Here is a 22,088-nt window from a genome sequence, read left to right as displayed (position 1 = left end):
GGTAGGCATGCCCTAGCCATCGAATGCTAACCCTTTTGCTTCAGGCAGCAACGAGGCCGATGGCATGCAAGAGGGGTCGGGGAATATGAATTGTCCTGTCAGGACAGGTGAGTTCGAGAACGGCGAGCCGCACGAGATCGAAGATCGCGTTGCGCCCCGTTTCACTCTCTTGATCCGCCCGGCCAAGCTGGTCGTCGGCGACCTCCAGTTCGTCTGCGTCATCCGCGATATCTCGGCCACCGGCGTTTCGGTACGCATCTTCCACGCGATCGAATGGAACGGCCCCGTTGCGCTCGAATTGCAGACTGGCGAGCGGCACAAGATGGACCTCGTCTGGAATCGCGGCTCCGAAGCCGGTTTCGAATTCCATCACGAGGTCGAGGTCGAAAGTGTCATCGGCAATGCGAGCCTCTATCCCAAGCGGGATATCCGCTTCGCCATCGAATGGCCGATCAAGCTGCACGATGCGACCGGAACAGCTCGCCCCGCCAAGCTGCACAACATTTCCCGCCAGGGCGCCCGCGTCGAAATCGCGGCCCCGCTTGCACTCGACCAGGCGCTACGCCTCGAAGCGCGCGGCCTTCCGGCGATCGAAGCGCGCGTGCGCTGGCGCGGGGAAGGGCACTACGGGCTCGTCTTCGACACCACCTTCTCGCTCGGGGAGCTGGCGTTGACCGTGGAGCGATTGCAGCGTGGAGGAGCGATCAATCCGCCACCGCTGAAGCCACGACCGCCTACCGCTGGCGAAGCCGTCTGACCTTTCGTCCGCCGCTTCAGGCGGGGACGAAATCCATCGCAGCGCCGTTCATGCAATAACGCTTGCCCGTCGGGCGCGGACCGTCATTGAAGACATGGCCGAGATGCCCGCCGCAATCGGCGCACAGCACCTCGGTGCGCGGGTAGCCGAGCTTGTAGTCGGTCGCCGTGGCGATCGCACCGGGTAGCGGCTTCCAGAAGCTCGGCCAGCCGGTCCGGCTGTCGTATTTGGTCTTCGAGGAATAGAGCCGGTTCTTGCAGCCGGCGCATACATAGGTCCCGGCGCGCTTTTCCTTGTTTAGCGGCGAACTGTAAGGTCGCTCGGTCCCCGCCTCGCGCAGGATCCAGTACTCGGTCTTGGTCAGGCGGCGGCGCCATTGCGCCTCGGTGTAGGACACGGGCCATTCGCGCGCCTGTGCCGGACTGCTCCCGCAGGCGGCAAGGACGGGCACCGCGGCACCGGCCGATAGCCAGCCGAGAAAGCCGCGACGGTCGGGCATGGTGCTGCTCATACGAAATCGCTCCTCGTCTCTAGATACGAAACGAGGAGCGAAAAGGTTTCACCACGGCAGGTGCGATCAGAACTCGGTGATTTCGACTTCCAGCTTGCGGAAGCCGTGAACGAAGTTCGCGCGCACGCGCTCGATATCGCCCGCAAGATGCACGCGCATGCGGCGCTTGTGCATTTCTTCGAGCAGGACGCGCAGCTGCAGTTCGGCCAGGCGCGCACCGACGCAGCGGTGGATGCCGTAGCCGAAAGCGATGTGGCGGCGGGCATTCTCGCGCGTGATGTCGAGCTTGTCGGGGTTCTCGAAGACCTGCTCGTCGCGGTTGGCCGAGAGGTACCAGAGAACGACCTTGTCACCCTTCTTGATCTGCTGGCCGAAGACTTCGGTGTCCTCGGTGCAGGTCCGGCGCATATGCGCGAGCGGGGTCTGCATGCGCAGGATTTCCTGCACGGCATTCGGAATGAGGTCCGGCTGCTGCTCGAACAGCTTGCGCTGGTCGGGGTTCTTGTCGAGCTGGTAGATGATTCCGCTCATGGAATTGCGGGTCGTGTCGTTGCCGCCGACGATCAGCAGCACGAGGTTGCCCATGAACTCCTCGGGCCGCATCTGGTTCATCGCGTCCGAGTGGATCATCATCGAGATGAGATCGTCGCCCGGCTCCTTGTCGTGCGTGCGCTCGATCCACAGCGACTGGAAATAGGCCGCCATTTCGTGGAGGAATTCCCAGCGCATCTCGTCGAGTTCTCGCACGGTGGCGAGCTCGGTATCGCCCGACCAGTCCGACCAGAAGGTCAGCAGGCGGCGGTCTTCCCACGGGAAGCCGAACAGGATGGCGAGCATCCCGGTGGTCAGCTCGATCGAGACCTTGTCGACCCAATCGAAGACTTCGCCGCGCGGCAGGCTGTCGAGCAGCTCGCCGGTGCGCTGGCGGATCTCGCCTTCCATCTCGGCCATGCCGCTCGGCGTGAACTTGGGTGCGACGGTGCGGCGCTGGCCGGTGTGCTGCGGACGGTCCATCGCGATGAACATCGGCAGCTCGCGCCGGTCGACGCCGCTCTCGGCGATTTCCTCGTCGGTCAGGCGGTTGAGGATGGTGATGCCGCCATGCTCCCAGCTGGAGGAGAAGACTTCCGGCAGCGCCTCGATATGCTGGATCGCCTTGTGCTGCACGACCGCCCAATAGGGGCCGAACGGGCTTTCCGGGATGTAATGCAGCGGCCCGGCCTCGCGCATTTCCTTGAAGATCGGATGCCAGGTGTTCTCGTAATAGATGTCGGACCGGCTGACGTCCCACTTGTGCGTGTGTTCGGGCCGATGCTCGGGATGCTCTTCGAAATGCTTCTTGAGCGCCTGATAGGCAGTCGGCTCCGAGCGGCACTCGGGGCGTTGCGGGGCAATCGTGGCCATCAAATCTCTCCTCATCGCCCCGGCTTCGGTGCCGGAGTCGTATGTCTGCGCATCCTGCGCTTACTTACCTCACTGTCAATAGTGAGTTTCGATTTGCGACCTAATCATGCTCTTTTCGGCAATTTCGCTACGTCAGGCGGGCTTTTCGCCTTTCTTGAACCAACCTTTGCGTTTCGTGTTTCGCGGTCCGGACTTCATCACCTTCTTGCGGAACAGGGTGGCCCCGGCCCGCACGAAGATCGCAACCCACAGCACCTGCCAGGCCAGCGCGGCGACATGCCACCACAGCACCGGCTCCTGCGCCGCGCGTGCCAGCATGGCATAGGGCGAGGACAGGGGGAAGGCGACGGCGAACAGCTCGGCCGGCGAACCGGTGTCGCTCATCGCATAGGTGGCGAGGAAGAAGACCCCGAGCTGCAGCATCGTCGCCGGCATCGAGATCGTCTGCACGTCGCGCACCGTGGGGGCGAGCGAACCGATCGCGAGGAAGATCGAGCCGATCAGCAGATAGGCCATGGCGAAATAGGCGAGGAACAGCGGGACGAAGATGCCCCAGCCAACCGCCGGTGTCGGCAGGTCGAAGGACTCCCCGCCAAGCAGCATGATCACGCCGATCACGCTTCCCCAGACCGATATCCCGACGAAGCTGATCGCAAGCATGGCGAACAGCTTGCCGAGGAAAACGGCGTCCATCGGCACGGCAGCCGCGAGGATTTCGATGATCTTGTTGCCCTTCTCCTCGACGAGGTTGGACAGCACCATGCCGGCGAGCAGCATGGTCAGCAGGAACAGCAGGGTGAGCGATCCGGTGGCGATCTTGGCCTTGTTGCTGCGCTGGTTGGCAACACTCGTCTCGGTCGATTCGAGGCCGACTTCGGGATAGTTGCCGCCCCGTTCGCCGCTAGCGCGCGAGGCGATCAGCGCGACTTCGCCGCTCCATGCCTCGATCCGCTCGCCAGGGCCGACCAGGCGCGGCTCCTCGATCGTGCCGGTGAGCACGGCGGCGATATTGCGGTCGGGGGTTGCGAGCAGCTCGACCGGCTCTGCCGAAGCGTAGCTCTCGTCGACGGCGAGGTCGGGCATGCGCGCGAACTCCGCCAGCTCCTCGTGAGCGGCAAGGAATGCGGTGCTGTCGGGTTCCTCCATCGCGAGTGCGAGCGCCGGAGGTGACGCACGGTCGGCAGCCGAAGCGCCGAGCATCGCCGCACCGCCGCTGATCCCGAGGAAGAAGATCGGCCCGATGAGGAAGAAGAAGAACGCCTTGCTGAACAGCACGGCGACGAAATCGCGCCGCGCCACGACCAGCGCCGCCTGGAAGATCGACAGGCGCGACTTGGAATGCATCTCGCCGCTCATTGGCCGTCCTCCATGTCGCCCGTCTCCATCGCCTTGGCCGCAGCCTCGCCCGCGATTGCGACGAACGCATCGTGCAAGCCTGCACGCTCGATCGAGAGCGATTCGATGCCTGCATTGCCTTCGATGAGTGCGCGCAGCAGCGGCTCGACACCGCTTTCGGGCAGCGGGAAGTAGAAGAAGTCGCCTTCGCGCCTCGCGTCGGCGGGCAGCGCGTTGAGCCATGCGCCCTCGCGCTGGTGGGTTTCGAGGCGAACCTGCGCGGGGATGCGGTCGCGCGCCTGCTCGACCGAGCCGGCGTAGGGCACCTTGCCCCCTGCAATGATCGCGACGCCTTCGCACAGGCGTTCGGCATGGTGGATGACGTGGGTCGAGAAAATTACCGTCGTCCCTGCGTCTGCAAGATCGCGGATCATTCGTTCGAGCTTGCCCTGATTGATCGCGTCGAGGCCGCTGAACGGCTCGTCGAGCACGACCAGCTTGGGCGAATGGACCAGCGTGCCGAGCAGCTGGACGGTCTGCGCCTGTCCTTTCGACATCTGGCGGATCTGGCGATCGGCGGCAAAGCCCATGCCGTGGTTCTCGAGCAGTTCGCGGCCCCGCTCGCGCGCCTCGTTGCGGTCCATGCCGCGCAGCGCGCCCATGAAACCGATCGCATCGATCGCCTTCATCGCCGGGTAGAGCCCGCGTTCTTCGGGGAGGTAACCGATGAGCTTGGCGATCTCGTGCGGGTTGTCGTGGCCGAAGACGCGGCGCACGCCCTCGTCCGGATCGATGATGCCGAGCATCATGCGCAGCGTCGTCGTCTTGCCCGCACCGTTCGGGCCGAGCACGCCGTAGATCGCCCCTTCCGGCACTTCGAGGTCGACCCCGTCGACTGCGGTCGTGCCTTCGAACCGCTTGACCAGCCCGCGTGCCTCGATCGCGAGCGGCCGCGTATCGCGCCGTGAAGAGGCCTTGAGGGGGTCATTGCCCGCGAGCGCGGGATCGCTTAGCGCCATATCCATTCGCGCGGGTTAACCGTAGCGTGTGAACGGGAGCAACCCCAAGCGTGGTTAACAGCGCGATTATCGAGCAGCTTAAGCAAGGCCTGATCGCCGAAGCGAAGCGCCTTGGCTTCGCCGCGATCGGCTTCGCGCCCGCCGAGGACGACCCGGTCCGCGCCGAACGGCTCGCGCAGTGGATCGATGCCGGTTACCACGGTTCGATGGAGTGGATGGCCGACCGCGCCGATGTGCGCCAGGGTCCGCAATCCATGTGGCCCGAGGCGCAAAGCGTGATCGCACTGGGCATGAGCTATGCCCCCTCGCACGATCCGCTGGCGCTCGAATCCTCGCCTGATCGCGCGCGGATTTCTGTCTATGCGCAGGGCCGCGATTATCACGACGTCGTGAAGAAGGCGCTGAAGGCGCTGGCGCGCTGGTTCGTCGCCGAGGCGAAGAAGCACGGGCTGGACGAGCCGCAGCTCAAGGTTTTCGTCGATACGGCGCCGGTGATGGAGAAACCTTTGGGCGAGGCGGCGGGGATCGGCTGGCAGGGCAAGCACACGAATCTCGTCAGCCGCGAAGAAGGCAGCTGGCTGTTCCTCGGCGCGATCTACACCACGCTCGCATTCGCACCCGACGAACCGCATGACGATCGCTGCGGCTCGTGCAATGCCTGCCAGGTCGCCTGCCCGACCGATGCCTTCCCCGCGCCCTACCGGCTCGATGCGCGGCGCTGCATTTCCTACCTCACGATCGAGCACAAGGGGCCGATACCGGAGGAATTCCGCGAAGCGATGGGCAACCGGATCTACGGCTGCGACGATTGCCTTGCGGTCTGCCCGTGGAACAAGTTCGCCAGCACGGTCTCGCGGCACAAAGCGTTTGCCGCGCGGGCCGAACTGGTCGCACCGCGCCTTGCCGATTTCCTAGCGCTCGACGATGCGGGTTTTCGCCGGCTGTTTTCCGGCTCGCCAATCAAGCGCATCGGGCGCGACAGGTTCGTGCGAAATTGCCTGATTGCGGCGGGCAACAGCGCAAAACCGGCCCTGTTGCCGCAGGTCGAGGCGCTCCTCACCGATCCCGACCCGGTCGTTGCCGAGGCGGCCGGGTGGGCAAAGGCGCGGCTTACAGCAGCGACTTGAGCGGGGCTTCCGCGTCGGCCAGAAGTTCCGGCGCGATCTCGGCATGGGCTTCGATCAGCTTGCGGCCCTGCACGTAATCCTTGACGTTGTTGACGCAGTCGAGCGCGATGATGCGCCCTTCCTTGAGATAGATGACCGAGAACTTGCGTTCTGCCGGGTCGCCGCGCAGCACGGTCGCATCGTGGTCGATCGACAGGCCCGCGGTCTGCAGCTTGATGTCGTACTGGTTCGACCAGAACCACGGGAAGGCGCGATAGGACTGCTTGTCGCCGCAAATCGCCTTGGCCGCCGTGGTCGCCATGTCGTTGGCGTTCTGCACCGATTCCAGCCGGATCACCGCGCCGTCGGCCCACTCGTTAGCGTGGCAGGCGCAGTCGCCAATGGCGTAGATATCGTCGAGCACGGTGCGGCAATACTCGTCGACGTCGAGCCCGTTCGAGCCGCTTGCTCCAGCAGCGATCAGCGGGCCGACCGAAGGCACGATACCGATGCCGACGATCACCATGTCGGCCGGGATCTCCTCGCCCGCCTGCGTGGTCACTCCGGTCACCTTGCCGTTCTCGCCGGTGATTGTCTCGACCGTCGTCTCGAGGCGGATATCGACGCCCTGGCGACGGTGCTCCTCGAGGAAGAAATCGGATAGCTGCGTCCCGGCGACGCGTGCGAGCAGGCGCGGCAGGGCTTCGAGCAGCACGACCTCGCGCCCGAGCTTGCGCAAGACTGCCGCCGCTTCGAGCCCGATATATCCGCCGCCGACCACCACGACGCGCTTCACCCCGGCATCGAGTTCGGCCCGCATGCGATCGGCATCCGCCTTGGTGCGCACGGTGTGAATGCCTTCGAGATGACCGCCTTCGCATGACAGGCGCCGCGCATCGCCGCCGGTCGCCCAGATCAGCTTGCGATAGGAATACTGGGTCTCGTCGCCGACCGTGATGGTGTGCTCGCCCGGGTCGACTGCCGTGACATTGCAGCCCGGCATCAGCGTCACGTCCTTGTCCGCCCAGAACTGCTGGGGGCGGATCATGATGCGTTCGAACGGCTTGTCGCCCGCGAGATATTCCTTGGATAGCGGGGGGCGCTCGTAAGGTGCTTCGCGCTCGCGCCCCATGAGCGCGATCGAGCCCTCGTAGCCGTTCTGCCGCAGAGCGATGGCCGCCTGCGCGCCGCCATGGCCCGCACCCACGATGATGACGTCGAAATGATCCATGCGCGAAAGGCTTGGCGGAATTTTCCCGCCGGTCAAGCGCGCATCGGCTCAGCGACCGAGCAGGTTGCGCGCCTGGCTGGCGATCTGCGCGAGCATCGCCGGGGCGACCGGCGTATGCGATTGCGCGCGCGAAATCATCGAGCGGAACTGGCGGATCGCCGCGGCATGATCGTCCGCCCAGTTGGCGACGGCTCCTGCCGGATCGTCCTTCGCCCCCTTGCGGCGCGAGAGGCGGCGCAGGAAGTCGAGGCGCATCTGCTGGAAATCGCGCGCAAGGCCCGACACGAGCAGGCGCTCCCAGACGTCGGACGGGTTCATCAGCGCGGCGGTACCCTGCGCCCAGTCGAGGCCGAGGCGGTCGCCGAGGTCGGTAAAGGCGCTGGTGAGCTTCATCGGCTTGATTTCCGCATCCCGCGCGAGCGAGGCAAGGCCGACTGCACCGTCCATGTCAAACAGGTGGGTGACCCGCGCGGCAATCGCATCGGGCGCACCGGCCTCGACGAAGCGCGCATGCAGCTTGCTCGATTGCGAGCGCGACTGGCTGGCGAGCAGCGTGTCGGTCGCATCGGACAGCATGGTCACGCCCTTCTTGAGGCGCGCGATGATTTCCGACGGCGGGACGAGGCTCGCACCGGCGCGCAGCAGGTCGGCCATCTGGATGCGCGTTGCCGCAGCCACATGGTCGAGCATCAGCAGGCGCGCGCTTTCGCTCATTTTCGCGGTTTCGATATCGGCCCACAATTGGTCGAGACCGAACAGTTCCTCCGCCGCGACGAAGCTCGCGGTGACATCGCCGAGGCCGACGCCCTCTTCCTCCGCAAGCTCGAAGGGATGGACGATGCCGAGGCGGTTGACGAGCTTGTTCGCCAGCTTGGTCGCGATGATTTCGCGGCGCAGCTGGTGCCCTTCGATCTCGCTGCGGAATTTCTTGCGCATTTGCGTCGGGAAATACTCGACCAGCAGCGGCTGGACGCTCGCATCGTCGGGCAGGCCGGTCTTCTCGATCGCGTCCTGCAGCACGAGCTTGCTCGAGGAGAGCAGTACCGCCAGTTCGGGGCGGGTCAGGCCTGCGCCATCGCTCGCGCGGCGCGACAGGGTTTCGCTGTCGGCCAGCCCCTCGGTCCTCCGATCGAGCGCGTCGCGATCTTCAAGCGATTCGATCAGGCGCAGCTGCGATGCGGTCGCCTTGGCTCCGTCGATCTCCGCGATCGACAGGGCGAGCGCCTGCAGGCGGTTGTCCTCCAGCACGAGATGCGCGACCTCGTCAGTCATCTGCTCGAGCAGGACGTTGCGCTTCTTGCGCGACAGCTTGCCCGCACGGTTCGCCGCGGCGAGCGCGATCTTGATGTTGACCTCGTTGTCCGAGCAATCGACGCCTGCCGAGTTGTCGATGAAGTCGGTATTGATGCGCCCGCCATTGAGGGCGAATTCGATGCGACCGGCCTGCGTCGCGCCGAGGTTCGCGCCCTCGCCGATGACCTTGGCGCGCACGTCCTTCGCATCGATGCGCAGCGCATCGTTGGCCGGGTCGCCGACCTGGACGTTATTCTCGTGGCTCGCCTTGATGTAGGTGCCGATGCCGCCGAACCAGATCAGGTCGACCGGCGCTGCGAGGATCGCGGAAATCAGCGCATCGGGCTCGATCTCCTTCTCCTCGATGCCGAGCATCTTGCGCACCGCTGCCGAGAGCTTGATGCTCTTGAGCGAGCGCGAGAAGACCCCGCCGCCCTTGGAGATGAGCGAGGCGTCGTAATCCTCCCAGCTCGAACGCGGCAGGTCGAAGACGCGCTTGCGCTCCTTCCAGCTGGCTGCCGGATCGGGATCGGGGTCGAGGAAAATGTGGCGGTGGTCGAAGGCGGCGCGCAGGCGGATGGCCTTCGACAACAGCATGCCGTTGCCGAACACGTCGCCCGACATGTCGCCGCAGCCGACCACGTCGATGCTGTCGCTCTGCACGTCGACGCCCATCTCGAGGAAATGCCGCTGGACGGAGACCCACGCGCCGCGCGCGGTGATGCCCATCGCCTTGTGGTCGTAACCGTTCGAGCCGCCGCTCGCGAAAGCATCGTCGAGCCAGAAGCCGCGGTCTTCCGCAATGGCATTGGCAACGTCGGAGAAGCGCGCGGTGCCCTTGTCGGCGGCAACCACGAAATAGGGGTCTTCCCCGTCGCGGATGACGACGCGTTCCGGATGGATCACCTTGTCGCCTTCGATGTCGTCGGTGACAGACAGCAGAGTGCGGATGAAGACTTCGTAGCTCGCCTGTCCCTCGGCGGCCCAACCGTCGCGGTCGATCGCCGGGTTGGGCAGCTGCTTGGGATAGAAGCCGCCTTTCGCGCCGGTCGGCACGATGACCGCGTTCTTCACGCGCTGGGCTTTCATCAGGCCGAGGATTTCGGTGCGGAAGTCGTCGCGCCGGTCGGACCAGCGCAGGCCGCCGCGGGCGACCGGGCCGGAGCGCAGGTGGATGCCCTCGACCCGGCGCGAATAGACGAAGATCTCGCGCCACGGGATCGGCTTGGGCAGGTTCGGGACCAGCTTCGATTCGATCTTGAAGGCGAGCGCTTCCTCGGCCGCGGGCGAGAAGGCGTTGGTGCGCAGGATCGCGCCGATCAGCGCGTGATAGAGGCGCATCAGGCGATCGTCGTTGAGCGCCTGGACCTTGGCGAGGCCGGCCTTGACCGCCGCGTCCGCTTCCTTCGCGCCGGCTTCGCGGTCGCCTTCGAAATCTGGATCGTGCAGCGCACGGAATAGCGCGATGAGGGCCTTGGTGACGGCAGGCGCGCGGCTCAGCGCGTCGACCACCGTGTAGATGGTGAAGCCCATGCCCGCCTGGCGCAGGTAGCGATAGAAGGCGCGCAGCCAGTCGGCCTCATGCGCCGACAATCCGGTGCCGAGGACGAGGCGGTTGAACGGATCGTTTTCCGCCTGGTGGTTGAGCACTGCGGCGATCGCGGCCTCGATCGTGTCGGCCCGTTCGAGCAGGGCATCGGCATCGTCACCTTCGGGCAGCGAGACCGAGAAATCGTGGATCGTGCCGAGCCTGCCGTCGGCCAGCGGGGTCGGGATTTCGTCGAGCACGACGAGGCCGAAATTCTCCAGCGCCGGAACCGCATCGGACAGCGGCAGCGCACCTTCGTGCTCGTAGATCTTGAGCCGCAGGTGCGAGCCACTCTCGTTCTCGTGGCGCAGCAGGCGCGCATCGCGCTGGAACAGCGAGGCATCCTCGCGGTCCGCATCGACCGCCATGAGGTGGCGCATCCGCCGGATATCGCGGGCTGCTTCGGCTGCACCATAATCCGCGCGGTAGGACGTCGGGAAGGCATCGGCATAGCGCGTCGCGATGGCGGCGGCCCGGCCTGCATCTTCGAGCTTTGCGAGTTCGTGCTCGACCTCTTCGGTCCAGCCGCGCAGCATGGACTGGAGCTTGTGTTCGAGCGCGCTCTCGTCCGCCTCGGTCGAGGAATGGCGCACGTCGAGCACGAAGCGCAGCAGCGCGAGATTGCCGCCTTCGACCGTCAGGCTCCAGTCGAGCAGCTCGGCATTAGCGCCCTCTTCGAGCATGTCCTGGATCTGGTGGCGCAGCTGCGTCGACAGCGTGTCGCGCGGCAGCCAGACGAAGGCGAACAGGTGGCGCGCAAGCGGCGCGGTGACAAGCGACAGGCGCGGGCGCGGCCGGTCGACGAGGCTCATCATGGTCGTCGCAACGCGCTCGATATCGCGGCGCGAGAAACCGATCAGCAGGTCGTGCGGCAGGGCGGTCAACGCATGGACGAGCGCCTTGCCAGCGTGGCCGCCGGTGTCGAAGCCGAACTTGTCCATCAGCGCGGACAGATGCGCGCGCAGGCCCGGGATTTCGGCAGGCGAGGCAGCCAGTGCGGCGCTGGTCCAGACGCCGGCATGGATCGAGATCGCGGTGACCTTGTCGCCCTCCATCACCGGGATGAGGAACAGGTCGAGCGGTACGCGCCGGTGGACGTTGGCGACGATGTTCGCCTTGATGATCAGCGGCAGGCGGCTGTCGCGCAGCCTGGGGTCGTCGAACCATTCGAAGGCGCGCTCGAAGGATGCGGGCGCGAGCAGTTCCTTCGCGCTCTTGCGGCAAATGCCGAGCTTGTCGGTCTGGGTCCCGTCGCGGTGGCGAGTGACATGGCCGAGCTGGGTCAGCATGCCGCTTTCGAGCCACTGGAGGAGCGCCTGCCCCTCTTCGTCGCCGAGCTTCTTCGCGTCTTCGCACATGGTCTGGCGCATCTTCGGCCAGTCGCTCACCGCCGCGCGCACATCGGCGAGCGTTTCGCGCAGCGCGCTTTCGAGGGCTCGCCGCTCGCGGGCATCGACGCGCGCGGTCTCGATATAGATCATCGATTCGCGCGCAGTCTCGCCGTCGTCGCAGCCGCGTACGTCGAGGAGGTTGCCGTCATTGTCGCGGCAAACGGGCACGACCGGGTGGACGAGGCGGTCGATGGCGAGGCCCTGCGCGGCAATGGTCGCCGCGATCGAATCGACCAGGAACGGCATGTCGTCGTTGACCACCGCAATGCGCACGAAGCGCCGGTCGTCGCTGGCCGATGCGATCGACATTGCCGAGCGCGCGTCCGCGCGGCGCGACGCGGTGTCGAGGACGAAGAAGGCCGCTTCTTCGAGCTGCTTGTTCGCGAAGGGCGTATCGCCCGGCAGGAGCGAGGCGCGCATCTGCTTTGCCAGCGCCTTCGCAAGATCGTCACGACCCGCCATGCGGCGTTGCGGTTGCTCCGTGTCGGTCGCTTTCCTCGAGCCCATCACATGCTCCATCGGGCTTCGTGCCCTGTTATATTGTTGCTGCGTCCAGCAGCTATGCTGCGCGATAGGCTTATCTCTCCCGGCCTGCAAGCGCAGCCTTTTCCGCCTTTAGCAGACCGCCGTGCCCGCGCGTAGCATTTGCTCTCTATAGTCTTGAAACCATGGCGCGACCATCACCCCGGTCGCTGCCGATGGGGGCCTGGTCTTCGGCCCATTCCGGTAGCCCCAAGCCGGTGCCGGATCCGCTCGCCGTGAAGCGTCCTAGCCAGTCAGGGCGTCCCTGGTGAGTTCGAGCGAGCGGATCCGGTGTTCGGGATCATAGGTCGATCCCGCGACGATGATCTCGTCCGCCCCGGTCCGCTTCACGAAGGCCTCGATCTTCTCGCGCACGTTCTGCGGCGTGCCGATGGCGCTTGCCTGGCCGATGTGTTCGAGCATCGCGCGCACAGGCGCGGGTAGGCTGTCGCGATAGCCTTCGACCGGCGGTGGCAGCTTGCCCGGATTGCCACTGCGCAGGCGCGCGAAGGCCTGCAATTGCGAGGAGGCGATGTATTCGGCCTGCTCGTCGCTGTCGGCCGCGACCACCGTCATCGCGGCCATGACGTGCGGCTTATCGAGCGCGTCGGACGGCTCGAAATTGCGGCGGTAGAGCGCGATCGCCTCGTCGAGATGGTCGGGCGCGAAATGCGAGGCAAAAGCGTAGGGCATGCCGAGCTTGGCGGCGAGCGAAGCGCCGAACAGGCTCGAGCCGAGCATCCATAGCTCGACATTCGCACCAAGCCCCGGCGTCGCCTTGATCGGCAGGTCGATGTCGCCGGTCAGCAGCGCGCGCAGTTCGACCACGTCGTGCGGGAAATTCTCCGCCGCTCGGTGCAAATCCTTGCGCAGCGCCCGCTGCAATTCCGGGCCCGCCCCCGGCGCACGGCCGAGGCCGAGGTCGATGCGGTTCGGGAAAAGCGCATCGAGCGTGCCGAACTGCTCGGCGATCTGGAACGGGGTGTGGTTGGGCAGCATGATGCCGCCCGAACCGATGCGGATGGTCGACGTGGCATTGCCGATATGCGCGATGACGACCGAGGCGGCGGCGCCCGCGATACCTTCCATCACGTGGTGCTCGGCGACCCAGAACCGCCGGTAGCCTGCCTTTTCCGCCGCCTGCGCGAGCGCGACGCTCGCCGCATAGGCCTCGCTCAATGTGCCGTTTTCGCGGACGGGGACGAGGTCGAGGACGGAAAGGTCGATGCTCATTCGTTCTCCGCTAGCATGGAATCGAGCTGCGCGAGATAGGCGCGCGCCTTGTTGCCGGTCTCGCCCGCATGCGGCTGGGCGGCGACCGATTCGAAGCTCGCCCGTGCGGCATCGAGCCTGCCGTCGAGCGCTGCGATCACGCCTGCCTCGAGGCCGATCTCCGGATCGATGCCGTCGAGCTCGGCCGCTTTCTCGATATGGCCTTGCGCCGTAGCGAGGTCGCCTTCGCGCCGCGCAAGCGTCGCGGAGAGGAGCCAGACGCGGTATTCGCCCGGCGACTGGCTGCGCGCTTCGGCCAATGTCTGTCCCGCAGCTTCGAGGTCGCCCGCGGCCACTTCGGCGATCGCCTGGTCGGCGGCGATCTGGCCTGCGGTGACGGTGTCGCCGCCGCTCAGCGCATCGCGAATGGCGATCTCGAAAGCGCTACGCGCATCGATCACGCGGCCCGCCTCGACCAGCGCATGGGCGCGCTGCGTGCCGATCCGCGCCTGCCACAACAGGTTTCCGCCCGCCGCATTGCGCGCTTCGAGGAAGCCGCTCGCCGCCTCGTCCCACAGGCCCTGGTCAGCCTTGGCCATGGCGGCGCACTGAAGCGCGGCAATCCGCTCGTTCCCGGAGACGAGCTGCGCGCGGGCCGAAGCGATCTCGGCGACCTCGGCTGCGTCGATACCGGCGCCGAGTTCGCATTTCGCGGTCTCGCTGACCGAACGGACCAGCCGCCTCGGCAGCATGCTTTCCTCGCGCGGATCGCGCGGGATCATGTTGCCGATCGCATTGGGATCGGGGTTGGGCCCGACTTGCAGGAGGAGAAGGGGAACGAGGGTCGCAGTCAGCATGGAAAGTTCGGCTCCGGCGGTTCAGTCGGCTGTCGGCAATCCGGCAATCAGCTGGAGCAGCAGGTCGATGTCCTGCTCGCGCGACAGGCGGTGGTCGCCGTCCTTTACCAGCGTGACCTGTACCGCGTCCGAACGCAGCGCATCGGCAAGGCGCATCGAGATATCCCACGGCACATCGGCATCCTGCTGGCCGTGCAGCAGCCGCACCGGGCAGTCGATCGCGATCTCGCCGCCGAGCATCAGGTTCGCCTGTCCGTCGGCCCAGAAGCCGGGATGCATGGGCGTGGGTTCGGGGCCGTAGGGGTTCTCGTCATAGACGGTCTCGCCCGCACGCAGTTTCTTCTTGTCGCCGGAGCTGCGTCCCCATTCGGTGAAGTCCGGCGCGGAAGCGATGCCGACCAGCCCGGCGAGCCGGTCGCCCAGTGCAAGGCCGATCATCAGCATCAGCCACCCGCCCATCGAGGAGCCGATGACGACAGCCTCTTCGATGTCGCGCGCCCCCATCAGCGCGAGGACCTCGTCCCGCCAGATCGACAGCGTCCCGTCGGCGAAGTCGCCGCTGCTATGGCCGCAGCCGGAATAGTCGAGCAGCAGGCACGCGCGCCCTTCCTCGCGCGCCCAGCCCATCACCGCGCTCGCCTTGCCGCCGTCCATGTCGGACATGTAGCCGGGCAGGAAGACCAGCGCCGGACCCGCACCGGGATTGAAACGGTGGGCGATACGGCGCCCGTCCTTCAGTTCGAGATAGGCTATGTCGCTCATTGCCAGGGCTTGTCACCCAACAGCGATCGGGTGGCAAGAGCGCGCGTGCGACTAATAGAGATGCGGCACGTAATGCGGCGCGTCGTCGCGCTCTTCCGGGCGCTCGCCATGGCAGGCCGACAGGCCGAGCATCAGAAAGGCGAGGAGGATCAAGCGCATGACGGGCACCTTATCATTCCTTTTCGAAGATGTCTTCGATGATCAGGCCGAAAACATCGGCAATCTTGAAGGCGAGCGGTAGCGAGGGGTCGTACTTGCCGGTCTCGATCGCGTTGACGCTCTGCCGCGACACGCCGAGCCGGTTGGCGAGCTCCTGCTGGCTCCAGTCCCGCTCGGCGCGCAGCACCTTGAGGCGGTTCTTCATACCGCGCCCCACGCGCCGAACTTGAGCCTGTTCGAGACCGCGCCGAGCGCCAGTCCGACGAACCACAGGACCGCCCACCAATATGCCGGTGCATGCGGGACCAGGTCAGCCCCTTCGAGAAAGCCCCATACCGAAGCGACGCTCAGCGTAATTCCTGTCGCGATCAGCGACTGGCGCACGACCAGCATGCGGATGAACTCGTCCTGCTCCTCGACGATCAGTCTTCCGATCGCCCAGAACACGCCGATCATCGCGAGGCCCGGCAGGATGGCGACAATTGCGCGCAGGACGGTGTCGTCGCTCCTGCCGTTCTCGACCAGCACCATCACCGCCATGGCGATCAGGTATAGCGAAACCGAGAACGCGACCCGCCTGATATAGCGCTTCTGCGCCTCGCCTTTCCCGATGCACGCCGCTCCACCATCGTCGATGCGGCGGTTGGCCGCCTTGATGAGCGGGATCATCAGGCCGGCCGGTGCGATCATCAGGATCAGCAAGGTCGTCTCGTTGATCGCATCGGTAATGCCGAGCGCGGCGATTGCGGCGTAGGCGACGAAGATCATCGCGCCCCAGAAGAACGGGCTGCGCCCCTTTTGCGTTTCCTGCGCGCTCATCGTCATGCCCTCCCGAAAGATCCGCAGCGCCTGGCGTTCCTGCCCGCCACTACCGCTCCCGACATGCCCGCGATCATGGCGATCATCGTGCCGTCCGACATGCCGGTCTTCGAACCGATGAATGCCATGACGAGGATCACCGCCGCCCATCCGAGTGCTTTCCAAACCTGTTCCATGCGTCAAACTTCCTTTTCACTATGTAAAGCTTCTTTTACAGTGATTCGGTGTTATGTCAATGGTGCTTTACAAAATGACCATGTCGCTTGTCCCGTGGAACGCGCGTCGTCATTGTTCTTGGCGCTGTCATGTGGCGGGCCTAGGGTGCGCGCATGAAGACAGAACCGCCCGCCCGCTCGCATTCCGGACCGATGATCGACCGCCGCTCGCTTTTCCGCGGTGCGGCACTTGGGGCGGGGCTGCTGGCTTCCCCTGCCGCGCTCGCCGCATCGGCGCGTCCGGGATTTTCGAGCGGGGTCGCGAGCGGCGAACCTTCCGCCACCAGCGTCATGCTGTGGACCCGCTACAAGGCGGAGCAGGATGTTTCGCTTGAGTGGGAAATGGCTGCCGACACCGAGTTCCGCACGATCGTTGCAGGCGGGGATGTCGAGGCGCGGGCCGAGCATGATTTCTGCGTGAAGCCGGTTGCCACCGGGCTCGAGCCGGGTCGGACCTATTTCTATCGCTTTACCGCACCGGACGGCAGCCAGTCCTGCATGGGGCGCACGATGACGCTGCCGGTCGGCGATGTCGCACGCTACCGCCTCGGCGTGTTCTCGTGCTCGAACATCGGCTTCGGCTGGTTCAACGCCTATGCCCATGCCGCCGAAGCGAACGAGTTCGACCTGCTGCTGCACCTCGGCGACTATTTCTACGAATATCCCGGCGGGACCTACCCGTCCGCCGAAGAGCGCGTGGCGGGCCGCGATGCGTGGCCCGATGCGGAGACGATAACGCTCGCCGACTATCGCCTGCGCCATGCATCCTACCGCGCGGACCAGGACTTGCAGCGACTGACGCAGCTCTACCCGATGATCCTCGGCTGGGACGATCACGAAAGCGCGAACGACAGCTGGGAAGGCGGGGCGGAGAACCACCAGCCGGAGAACGAGGGCGATTGGTCGGCCCGCAAGCGCGCGGCCAAGCGCGCCTATCGCGAATGGCTCCCGGTCTCGGACGACGACTGGGCAAGCTACGAGATCGGCGATCTGGCGACGCTGTTCCGGCTGGAAACGCGGCTCACGGCGCGCTCCGAGCAGTTCAATATCGCCAAGATCCTCGCCGGGAAGACCGATCAGGAAGCGATGGTCGCGGCGCTCGCCGCCTTCCGCGATGATGCCTACCGCGATCCCTCGCGCACGGTGATGGGCATGACGCAGGAAGCCTGGCTCGCCGACGGGCTCAAGGCCTCGCGCGCCTCGGGCAAGCAATGGCAGGTGCTCGTCCAGCAGGTAGTGATGGGCAAGCTCGCGAGCGCTTCCAGCCTGCTCGACGGGCTCGCCGGTTCGGCACCCGACTATGTCCGCCGCAGGCTGATCGCCTCCTCGCTCGCCAGCAAGGCGGGTCTGCCGGCGAACATGGATGCATGGGACGGCTATCCCGCAGCGCGCGAACGCGTGATGGGCTCCGCACTGGAGGCCGACGCCAATCTCGTCGTGCTCGCGGGCGACACGCACAATGCCTGGGCGTTCGATCTTGCGCAGGACGGCGAGCGGGTCGGGGTCGAGTTTGCAGTGCAGGGCGTCACCTCGCCCGGCCTCGAATCCTACCTCGGCAGCGTTGCCCCGGCTGACCTTCGCCGCGCGCTCGTCGAACGGAACGAGGAACTGCGCTGGGCCGATACCAGCCAGCGCGGCTACATGGCGGTCGAACTCACGCCGCAGGAGGCCAGCTGCGAATGGCGCTTCGTCGGCAATGTCCGCCAGCGCGGCTCGTCGCTCGCCGGGACCCATCGCATGACGAGCGCCGCCGGATCGCGCCGTCTGGCGTGAGGTTGAAGGTTTAACCCTTTCCCGCTATCTGCGGCGCCATGCTTATTCGCGCTCTCACGACTGCGACTACCACCACCCCGGGCAACCGGGGGCGGTCGGTCGCGCGTTAGACACGCGCACTGCCGCCACCCCGGTTTCGGGTGGCAGGCGTTTCCTCCCGAAATCGTGATTTTCTGGCAAACGCCGCTTCAAGGCTGCGCCCTGCTGTGCCATGGGCCTGCCGAGACAACGGACGACGAGTGACATGACGGAACTGCTCAAGATCAGCCTGCCCGACGGTTCGGTGCGCGAAATGGAGCCGGGCAGCACGCCCGCCGACGTTGCCGCCGCGATCGGCCCTGGCCTCGCCAAGGCCGCGATCGCCGCGCGCGTGGACGGTGAACTGCGCGACATCAACCGCCCGTTCGAGGGCGATGCCGAGCTCGCGCTGGTTACCGCCCGCGACGAGGAAGACGCGCTCGAACTCGCACGCCACGACTTCGCGCACGTGCTTGCCGAAGCGGTGCAGTCGCTCTTTCCCGGCACGCAGATCACCTTCGGCCCGGCAACGGACGACGGCTTCTACTACGACGTGAAGGCGCCCGAGGGCCGCGAGCCTTTCTCGATGGACGATCTGCCCGCCATCGAGGAAGAGATGCGCCGCATCATCAAGGCCGACAAGCCGCTGCGCCGCGAAGTGTGGAGCCGCCAGCAGCTGATCGACAAGTGGGAAGCCGAAGGCGAGGTCTTCAAGGCCGAATGGGCGAAGGAACTGCCCGAAGACGAGGAGCTGACGGTCTACTGGTCGGGCGAGGACTGGCTCGACATGTGCCGCGGCCCGCACCTTGCCTCGACCGGCAAGCTCGACCCGCAGGCGTTCAAGCTGATGCGCGTCGCCGGTGCTTACTGGCGCGGCGACCAGAAGAACGCGCAGCTCACGCGCATCTACGGCACGGGCTGGCTCAACAAGAAGCAGCTGAACGCGCACCTCATGCGGCTGGAAGAGGCCGCCAAGCGCGACCACCGCAAGCTCGGCCGCGAGATGGACCTCTTCCACCTGCAGGAAGAAGCGCACGGCAGCGTCTTCTGGCACCCCAAGGGCTATCGCATCTGGCGCGAGCTGGAAGCCTACATGCGTCGCAAGATGGACGGTTCGGGCTACCGCGAGATCAAGACGCCGCAGTTGATGGACGTTCGCCAGTGGACCCAGTCGGGCCACTGGGGGAAATATGCCGAGAACATGTTCGCGGTCCCCGACATCGTGCCCGACGTCGAGAGCGAGGACGAGGCCGCCTCGCCCAAGGTCGCTGACGATGCCGACTGGATGGCGATCAAGCCGATGAACTGCCCGGCTCACGTGCTGGTCTTCAAGCAGGGCATCACCTCCTATCGCGACCTGCCGATCCGGCTGGGCGAAATGGGCTGCTGCCACCGCAACGAACCGCATGGCGCGCTCCACGGGCTGATGCGCGTGCGCCAGTTCACGCAGGACGATGCGCATATCTTCTGCACCGAGAAGCAGGTCGTCGAAGAAGTGCGGGCCTTCTGCCGCCTCGCCGCGGAAGTTTACAAGGACTTCGGCTTCGACTTCGCGATCAAGCTCGCGCTGCGGCCCGAAAAGCGGCTCGGCTCCGATGCCGACTGGGACAAGGCCGAACAGGAACTGCGCGATGCCGTCGAGGAAGCGGGCATGATGAACGAGGAATTCGGCTGGGAAGAACTCCCGGGCGAAGGCGCGTTCTATGCTCCCAAGCTCGAATGGCACCTGACCGATGCGATCGGCCGCACCTGGCAGGTTGGCACGATCCAGGGCGACCGCGTGCTGCCCGAACGTCTCGATGCCAGCTATGTCGGCGAGGACGGCGAGAAGCACCGCCCGGTCATGCTTCACCGCGCGATCTTCGGTTCCTACGAGCGCTTCATCGGCATCCTGATCGAACACTTCGCGGGCCGCCTGCCGGTCTGGCTCGCACCGGTACAGGCGGTCGTCGCGACGATCGTCTCGGATGCGAACGACTATGCGAGCGAAGCAGTCGCCAAGCTCGAAGCTGCCGGCATCCGCGTCGAAAGCGACCTCAGGAACGAAAAGATCAACTACAAGGTGCGCGAACACAGCCTCGCGAAGGTCCCGCACCTGTTGGTGGTCGGCAAGCGCGAGGCCGAGGAAGGCACGGTCGCGGTCCGCACGCTCGGCGAGAAGGAGCAGAAGGTGATGAGCCTCGATGAAGCCATCGCCATGCTCAAGGACGCGGCGACGCCGCCCGACCTGCGCTAGGGCCAGGACGTGGAAATCCTCGCCGGCTTCACCGCCGTCCAGATCGCGGCGGCGCTGGCTGCGACCTTCGTTTCCGCCTTCGTGCGCGGGCTGGCGGGGTTCGGCATGGCGATCCTGCTGGTCCCGATCCTCGCGCTGGCTCTCTCGCCGGTCGAGGCGGTGCTGGTGACCAATGTCCTCGCGCTGATGATCGGGCTGAGCGAAATCCGCACCATCCTGCGCGAGGCGGAGAAATCCGCGCTGGTCATCGGCGGGCTCGTCCTCGTCGCGACCCTGCCGGGGCTTGTCGCGCTTGCATCGACCCCGGAAAACCTCGCCCGTTTCCTTATCGCGCTCGTCGCCTTGTCGGCCTTTGCCGCGATCCTTCTCCCGCAGCGCGGAGCCGCGCAGCCGGGCCCGCTGGTCACCGGTGCGGTCGGCATTTCGAGCGGGCTCCTGACGGGCTTTGCAGGCATGCCCGGCCCGCCGGTCGTGCCTTACTACGTCGGCCGCGCGATCCCGCGCGTGACCGCAAAGGCGTCGATGCTGCTGATCTTCACCATCGCATCCTTCGCGGGCCTGAGTTCCGGCGTCGCGATCGGCGTGATGGAATGGCGCCTGCTGCTTTTCGGGCTCATGCTGTTCCCTGCGGTGCTGGTCGGCAACTGGCTCGGCGCGAAGGCGTTCGGCAAGGTGAACGACGCGCTGTGGCGCGGGTTCGTCGCGTTCACGCTGGCGGCAGCGGCAATCGCTGCGCTGGTGAAGCTGTTACAGGGCTAGTAGCGGGAAGGCCTGGCCTGCGAGCGCGAGCGACGCGGCGCAGCCGACGACGATAGCCGTGCGCAGCAGGTCCTGCGGGCGCGTTTCGCTACGGATGAGGGCAATGGCCTTGCTCATGGGACGAGCATGGCGCGTCGCCCCCTAAGAAAGCCTTAAAGCGAAGGCATCTGCTGGCTGGCGCAGTGGAAGCCGCCGCCGCCCGCTAGCACGGCATCGCCCGGCAGGCCGATGGTGGCGCGGTCGGGGAACAGCTCGGCAATCGCGGCGACCCCCGCCTCGTCATGGACCGAACCGAATGTCGGCACAACGACGAGATTGCTGGTGATCGCAAAATTCACATAGCTCGCCGGTTCGACCATGTCGCCGCGCGTAATCAGGCCGGGCGAGGGGATTTCGACCACTTCGACCCCGAAATCCTGCGCCCGCCGTTTCGCATCGGCATAGATCGCTGCATTCGGATCGGCCTCGCCCGTGGCGCGCGGCAGGCACAGGCGGTTCGGTGCGACGAAGCGCGCAAGATTGTCGACATGGCCGTCGGTGTGATCGTTGATCAGCCCGTCGCCGAGCCACAGCACGCGATCGAACCCGAGGTCGCGGGCAAGGCGCTGCTCGATCTCCTCGCGCGAGAGTTCGGGATTGCGATTGGGATTGAGCAGGCATTGCTCGGTCGTAGCGACCAGCCCCGTTCCGTCGCCATCTATCGCGCCGCCCTCGAGGATCCAGTCGCTCGCCACCACCGGAAGCCCGGCATCCTCGGCCAGCTCGGCGCCGATCGTCTGGTCGCCGTCCATGAGGTATTTCTCGCCCCAGCCATTAAAGCGGCAGCGCAGGGCCGAGCCGTCGGCCCGCACCAGCGGACCGGTATCGCGCAGCCAGATGTCGCCGAATTCGCGCCGCTCGAGCGTTACACCGCCCGAGACGAGTTCGCGCGCCCGTGCCTCGTTCGCCGCGTCGCGCACCAGCAGGCGCACTTCCTGACCGCTGTCGGCGACCGCATTGGCGAATGCGGCGATCTGCTCCTGCGCGCGGGCGAGGTAGCCGGGCCATTCCTCGCCATCATGCGGGAAGCCGATCCACAACCAGTCCTGCTTCGCCCATTCGGGCGGCATGAGGATGCTCAT

The 22,088-nt window shown here is 66.0% G+C and carries 19 protein-coding genes; 5 read left to right on the top strand and 14 right to left on the bottom strand.

Features of this window, described 5'->3' with window-relative positions:
- Positions 1-85 precede the first annotated feature (85 nt).
- Positions 86-757 carry a PilZ domain-containing protein gene (locus EO245_RS01880; RefSeq protein WP_164931240.1) on the top strand — a complete coding sequence of 224 codons (672 nt, stop codon included), beginning with the start codon at positions 86-88 and terminating at the stop codon, positions 755-757.
- 16 nt (positions 758-773) lie between these two features.
- Here EO245_RS01880 and msrB read toward each other — a convergent pair whose 3' ends face one another.
- From msrB to EO245_RS01860, 4 genes are all read right to left on the bottom strand, one after another.
- On the bottom strand, positions 774-1,268 hold the full coding sequence (gene msrB, locus EO245_RS01875) for a peptide-methionine (R)-S-oxide reductase MsrB (protein ID WP_370246167.1): 495 nt from the start codon (positions 1,266-1,268) through the stop codon (positions 774-776).
- Between the two features lie 66 nt (positions 1,269-1,334).
- Positions 1,335-2,672, bottom strand: a complete 1,338-nt coding sequence (locus tag EO245_RS01870) for a cytochrome P450 (RefSeq protein ID WP_128891338.1) — start codon at positions 2,670-2,672, stop codon at positions 1,335-1,337.
- A 132-nt stretch (positions 2,673-2,804) separates the two neighbouring features.
- Positions 2,805-4,028 carry an ABC transporter permease gene (locus tag EO245_RS01865; RefSeq protein ID WP_128891337.1) on the bottom strand — a complete coding sequence of 408 codons (1,224 nt, stop codon included), beginning with the start codon at positions 4,026-4,028 and terminating at the stop codon, positions 2,805-2,807.
- Positions 4,025-5,032: an ABC transporter ATP-binding protein gene (locus EO245_RS01860; protein ID WP_128891336.1), complete on the bottom strand. Its 1,008-nt coding sequence runs from the start codon at positions 5,030-5,032 to the stop codon at positions 4,025-4,027. Before EO245_RS01860 ends, EO245_RS01865 begins: the two co-directional genes overlap by 4 nt.
- Before the next feature lie 44 nt (positions 5,033-5,076).
- On the opposite strand from EO245_RS01860, the gene queG reads away from it, so the two are divergent.
- Positions 5,077-6,153, top strand: a complete 1,077-nt coding sequence (gene queG, locus EO245_RS01855; protein ID WP_128891335.1) for a tRNA epoxyqueuosine(34) reductase QueG — start codon at positions 5,077-5,079, stop codon at positions 6,151-6,153.
- Here the strand turns inward: queG and EO245_RS01850 are convergent.
- From EO245_RS01850 to EO245_RS13335, 8 genes are all read right to left on the bottom strand, one after another.
- Positions 6,137-7,363: an NAD(P)/FAD-dependent oxidoreductase gene (locus EO245_RS01850; RefSeq protein WP_128891334.1), complete on the bottom strand. Its 1,227-nt coding sequence runs from the start codon at positions 7,361-7,363 to the stop codon at positions 6,137-6,139. The genes queG and EO245_RS01850 overlap by 17 nt on opposite strands.
- Before the next feature lie 48 nt (positions 7,364-7,411).
- Complete coding sequence (locus tag EO245_RS01845) at positions 7,412-12,142, bottom strand: NAD-glutamate dehydrogenase (protein ID WP_370246166.1); 4,731 nt, start codon at positions 12,140-12,142, stop codon at positions 7,412-7,414.
- A 261-nt stretch (positions 12,143-12,403) separates the two neighbouring features.
- Positions 12,404-13,390 (bottom strand): LLM class flavin-dependent oxidoreductase, encoded by a 987-nt coding sequence (locus EO245_RS01840; protein ID WP_199798667.1) that lies wholly within the window; start codon positions 13,388-13,390, stop codon positions 12,404-12,406.
- Positions 13,387-14,226 (bottom strand): hypothetical protein, encoded by an 840-nt coding sequence (locus tag EO245_RS01835; protein ID WP_128891333.1) that lies wholly within the window; start codon positions 14,224-14,226, stop codon positions 13,387-13,389. Before EO245_RS01835 ends, EO245_RS01840 begins: the two co-directional genes overlap by 4 nt.
- 21 nt (positions 14,227-14,247) lie before the next feature.
- Positions 14,248-14,988: an alpha/beta fold hydrolase gene (locus EO245_RS01830; RefSeq protein WP_128891332.1), complete on the bottom strand. Its 741-nt coding sequence runs from the start codon at positions 14,986-14,988 to the stop codon at positions 14,248-14,250.
- A gap of 172 nt (positions 14,989-15,160) precedes the next feature.
- Complete coding sequence (locus EO245_RS01825; protein WP_128891331.1) at positions 15,161-15,352, bottom strand: helix-turn-helix transcriptional regulator; 192 nt, start codon at positions 15,350-15,352, stop codon at positions 15,161-15,163.
- A complete protein-coding gene (locus EO245_RS01820; RefSeq protein WP_128891330.1) occupies positions 15,349-15,972 on the bottom strand; it encodes a hypothetical protein in 624 nt (207 codons plus the stop codon). Before EO245_RS01820 ends, EO245_RS01825 begins: the two co-directional genes overlap by 4 nt.
- Positions 15,969-16,142 (bottom strand): hypothetical protein, encoded by a 174-nt coding sequence (locus EO245_RS13335; protein WP_164931239.1) that lies wholly within the window; start codon positions 16,140-16,142, stop codon positions 15,969-15,971. Before EO245_RS13335 ends, EO245_RS01820 begins: the two co-directional genes overlap by 4 nt.
- A gap of 153 nt (positions 16,143-16,295) precedes the next feature.
- On the opposite strand from EO245_RS13335, the gene EO245_RS01815 reads away from it, so the two are divergent.
- The 3 genes from EO245_RS01815 to EO245_RS01805 all read left to right on the top strand — a co-directional run bounded on the left by EO245_RS01815 (position 16,296) and on the right by EO245_RS01805 (position 20,967).
- Positions 16,296-17,954, top strand: a complete 1,659-nt coding sequence (locus EO245_RS01815) for an alkaline phosphatase (protein ID WP_128891329.1) — start codon at positions 16,296-16,298, stop codon at positions 17,952-17,954.
- Positions 17,955-18,198: 244 nt separating this feature from the next.
- Positions 18,199-20,208: a threonine--tRNA ligase gene (gene thrS / locus EO245_RS01810; protein ID WP_128891328.1), complete on the top strand. Its 2,010-nt coding sequence runs from the start codon at positions 18,199-18,201 to the stop codon at positions 20,206-20,208.
- Between the two features lie 9 nt (positions 20,209-20,217).
- Positions 20,218-20,967: a sulfite exporter TauE/SafE family protein gene (locus EO245_RS01805; protein ID WP_128891327.1), complete on the top strand. Its 750-nt coding sequence runs from the start codon at positions 20,218-20,220 to the stop codon at positions 20,965-20,967.
- Here the strand turns inward: EO245_RS01805 and EO245_RS13520 are convergent.
- Both EO245_RS13520 and EO245_RS01800 read right to left on the bottom strand, forming a co-directional pair.
- On the bottom strand, positions 20,956-21,084 hold the full coding sequence (locus EO245_RS13520; protein WP_255416948.1) for a hypothetical protein: 129 nt from the start codon (positions 21,082-21,084) through the stop codon (positions 20,956-20,958). The two genes, EO245_RS01805 and EO245_RS13520, sit on opposite strands and share 12 nt — an antisense overlap.
- A gap of 35 nt (positions 21,085-21,119) precedes the next feature.
- Complete coding sequence (locus tag EO245_RS01800) at positions 21,120-22,088, bottom strand: agmatine deiminase family protein (protein ID WP_128891326.1); 969 nt, start codon at positions 22,086-22,088, stop codon at positions 21,120-21,122.

Origin of the sequence: Erythrobacter sp. HKB08 (genome assembly GCF_004114695.1) — a bacterium.
Classification (GTDB): domain Bacteria; phylum Pseudomonadota; class Alphaproteobacteria; order Sphingomonadales; family Sphingomonadaceae; genus Parerythrobacter_A.
Note: the sequence above shows the minus strand (reverse complement) of the source record. Positions and strands in the feature narration are given on the sequence as shown.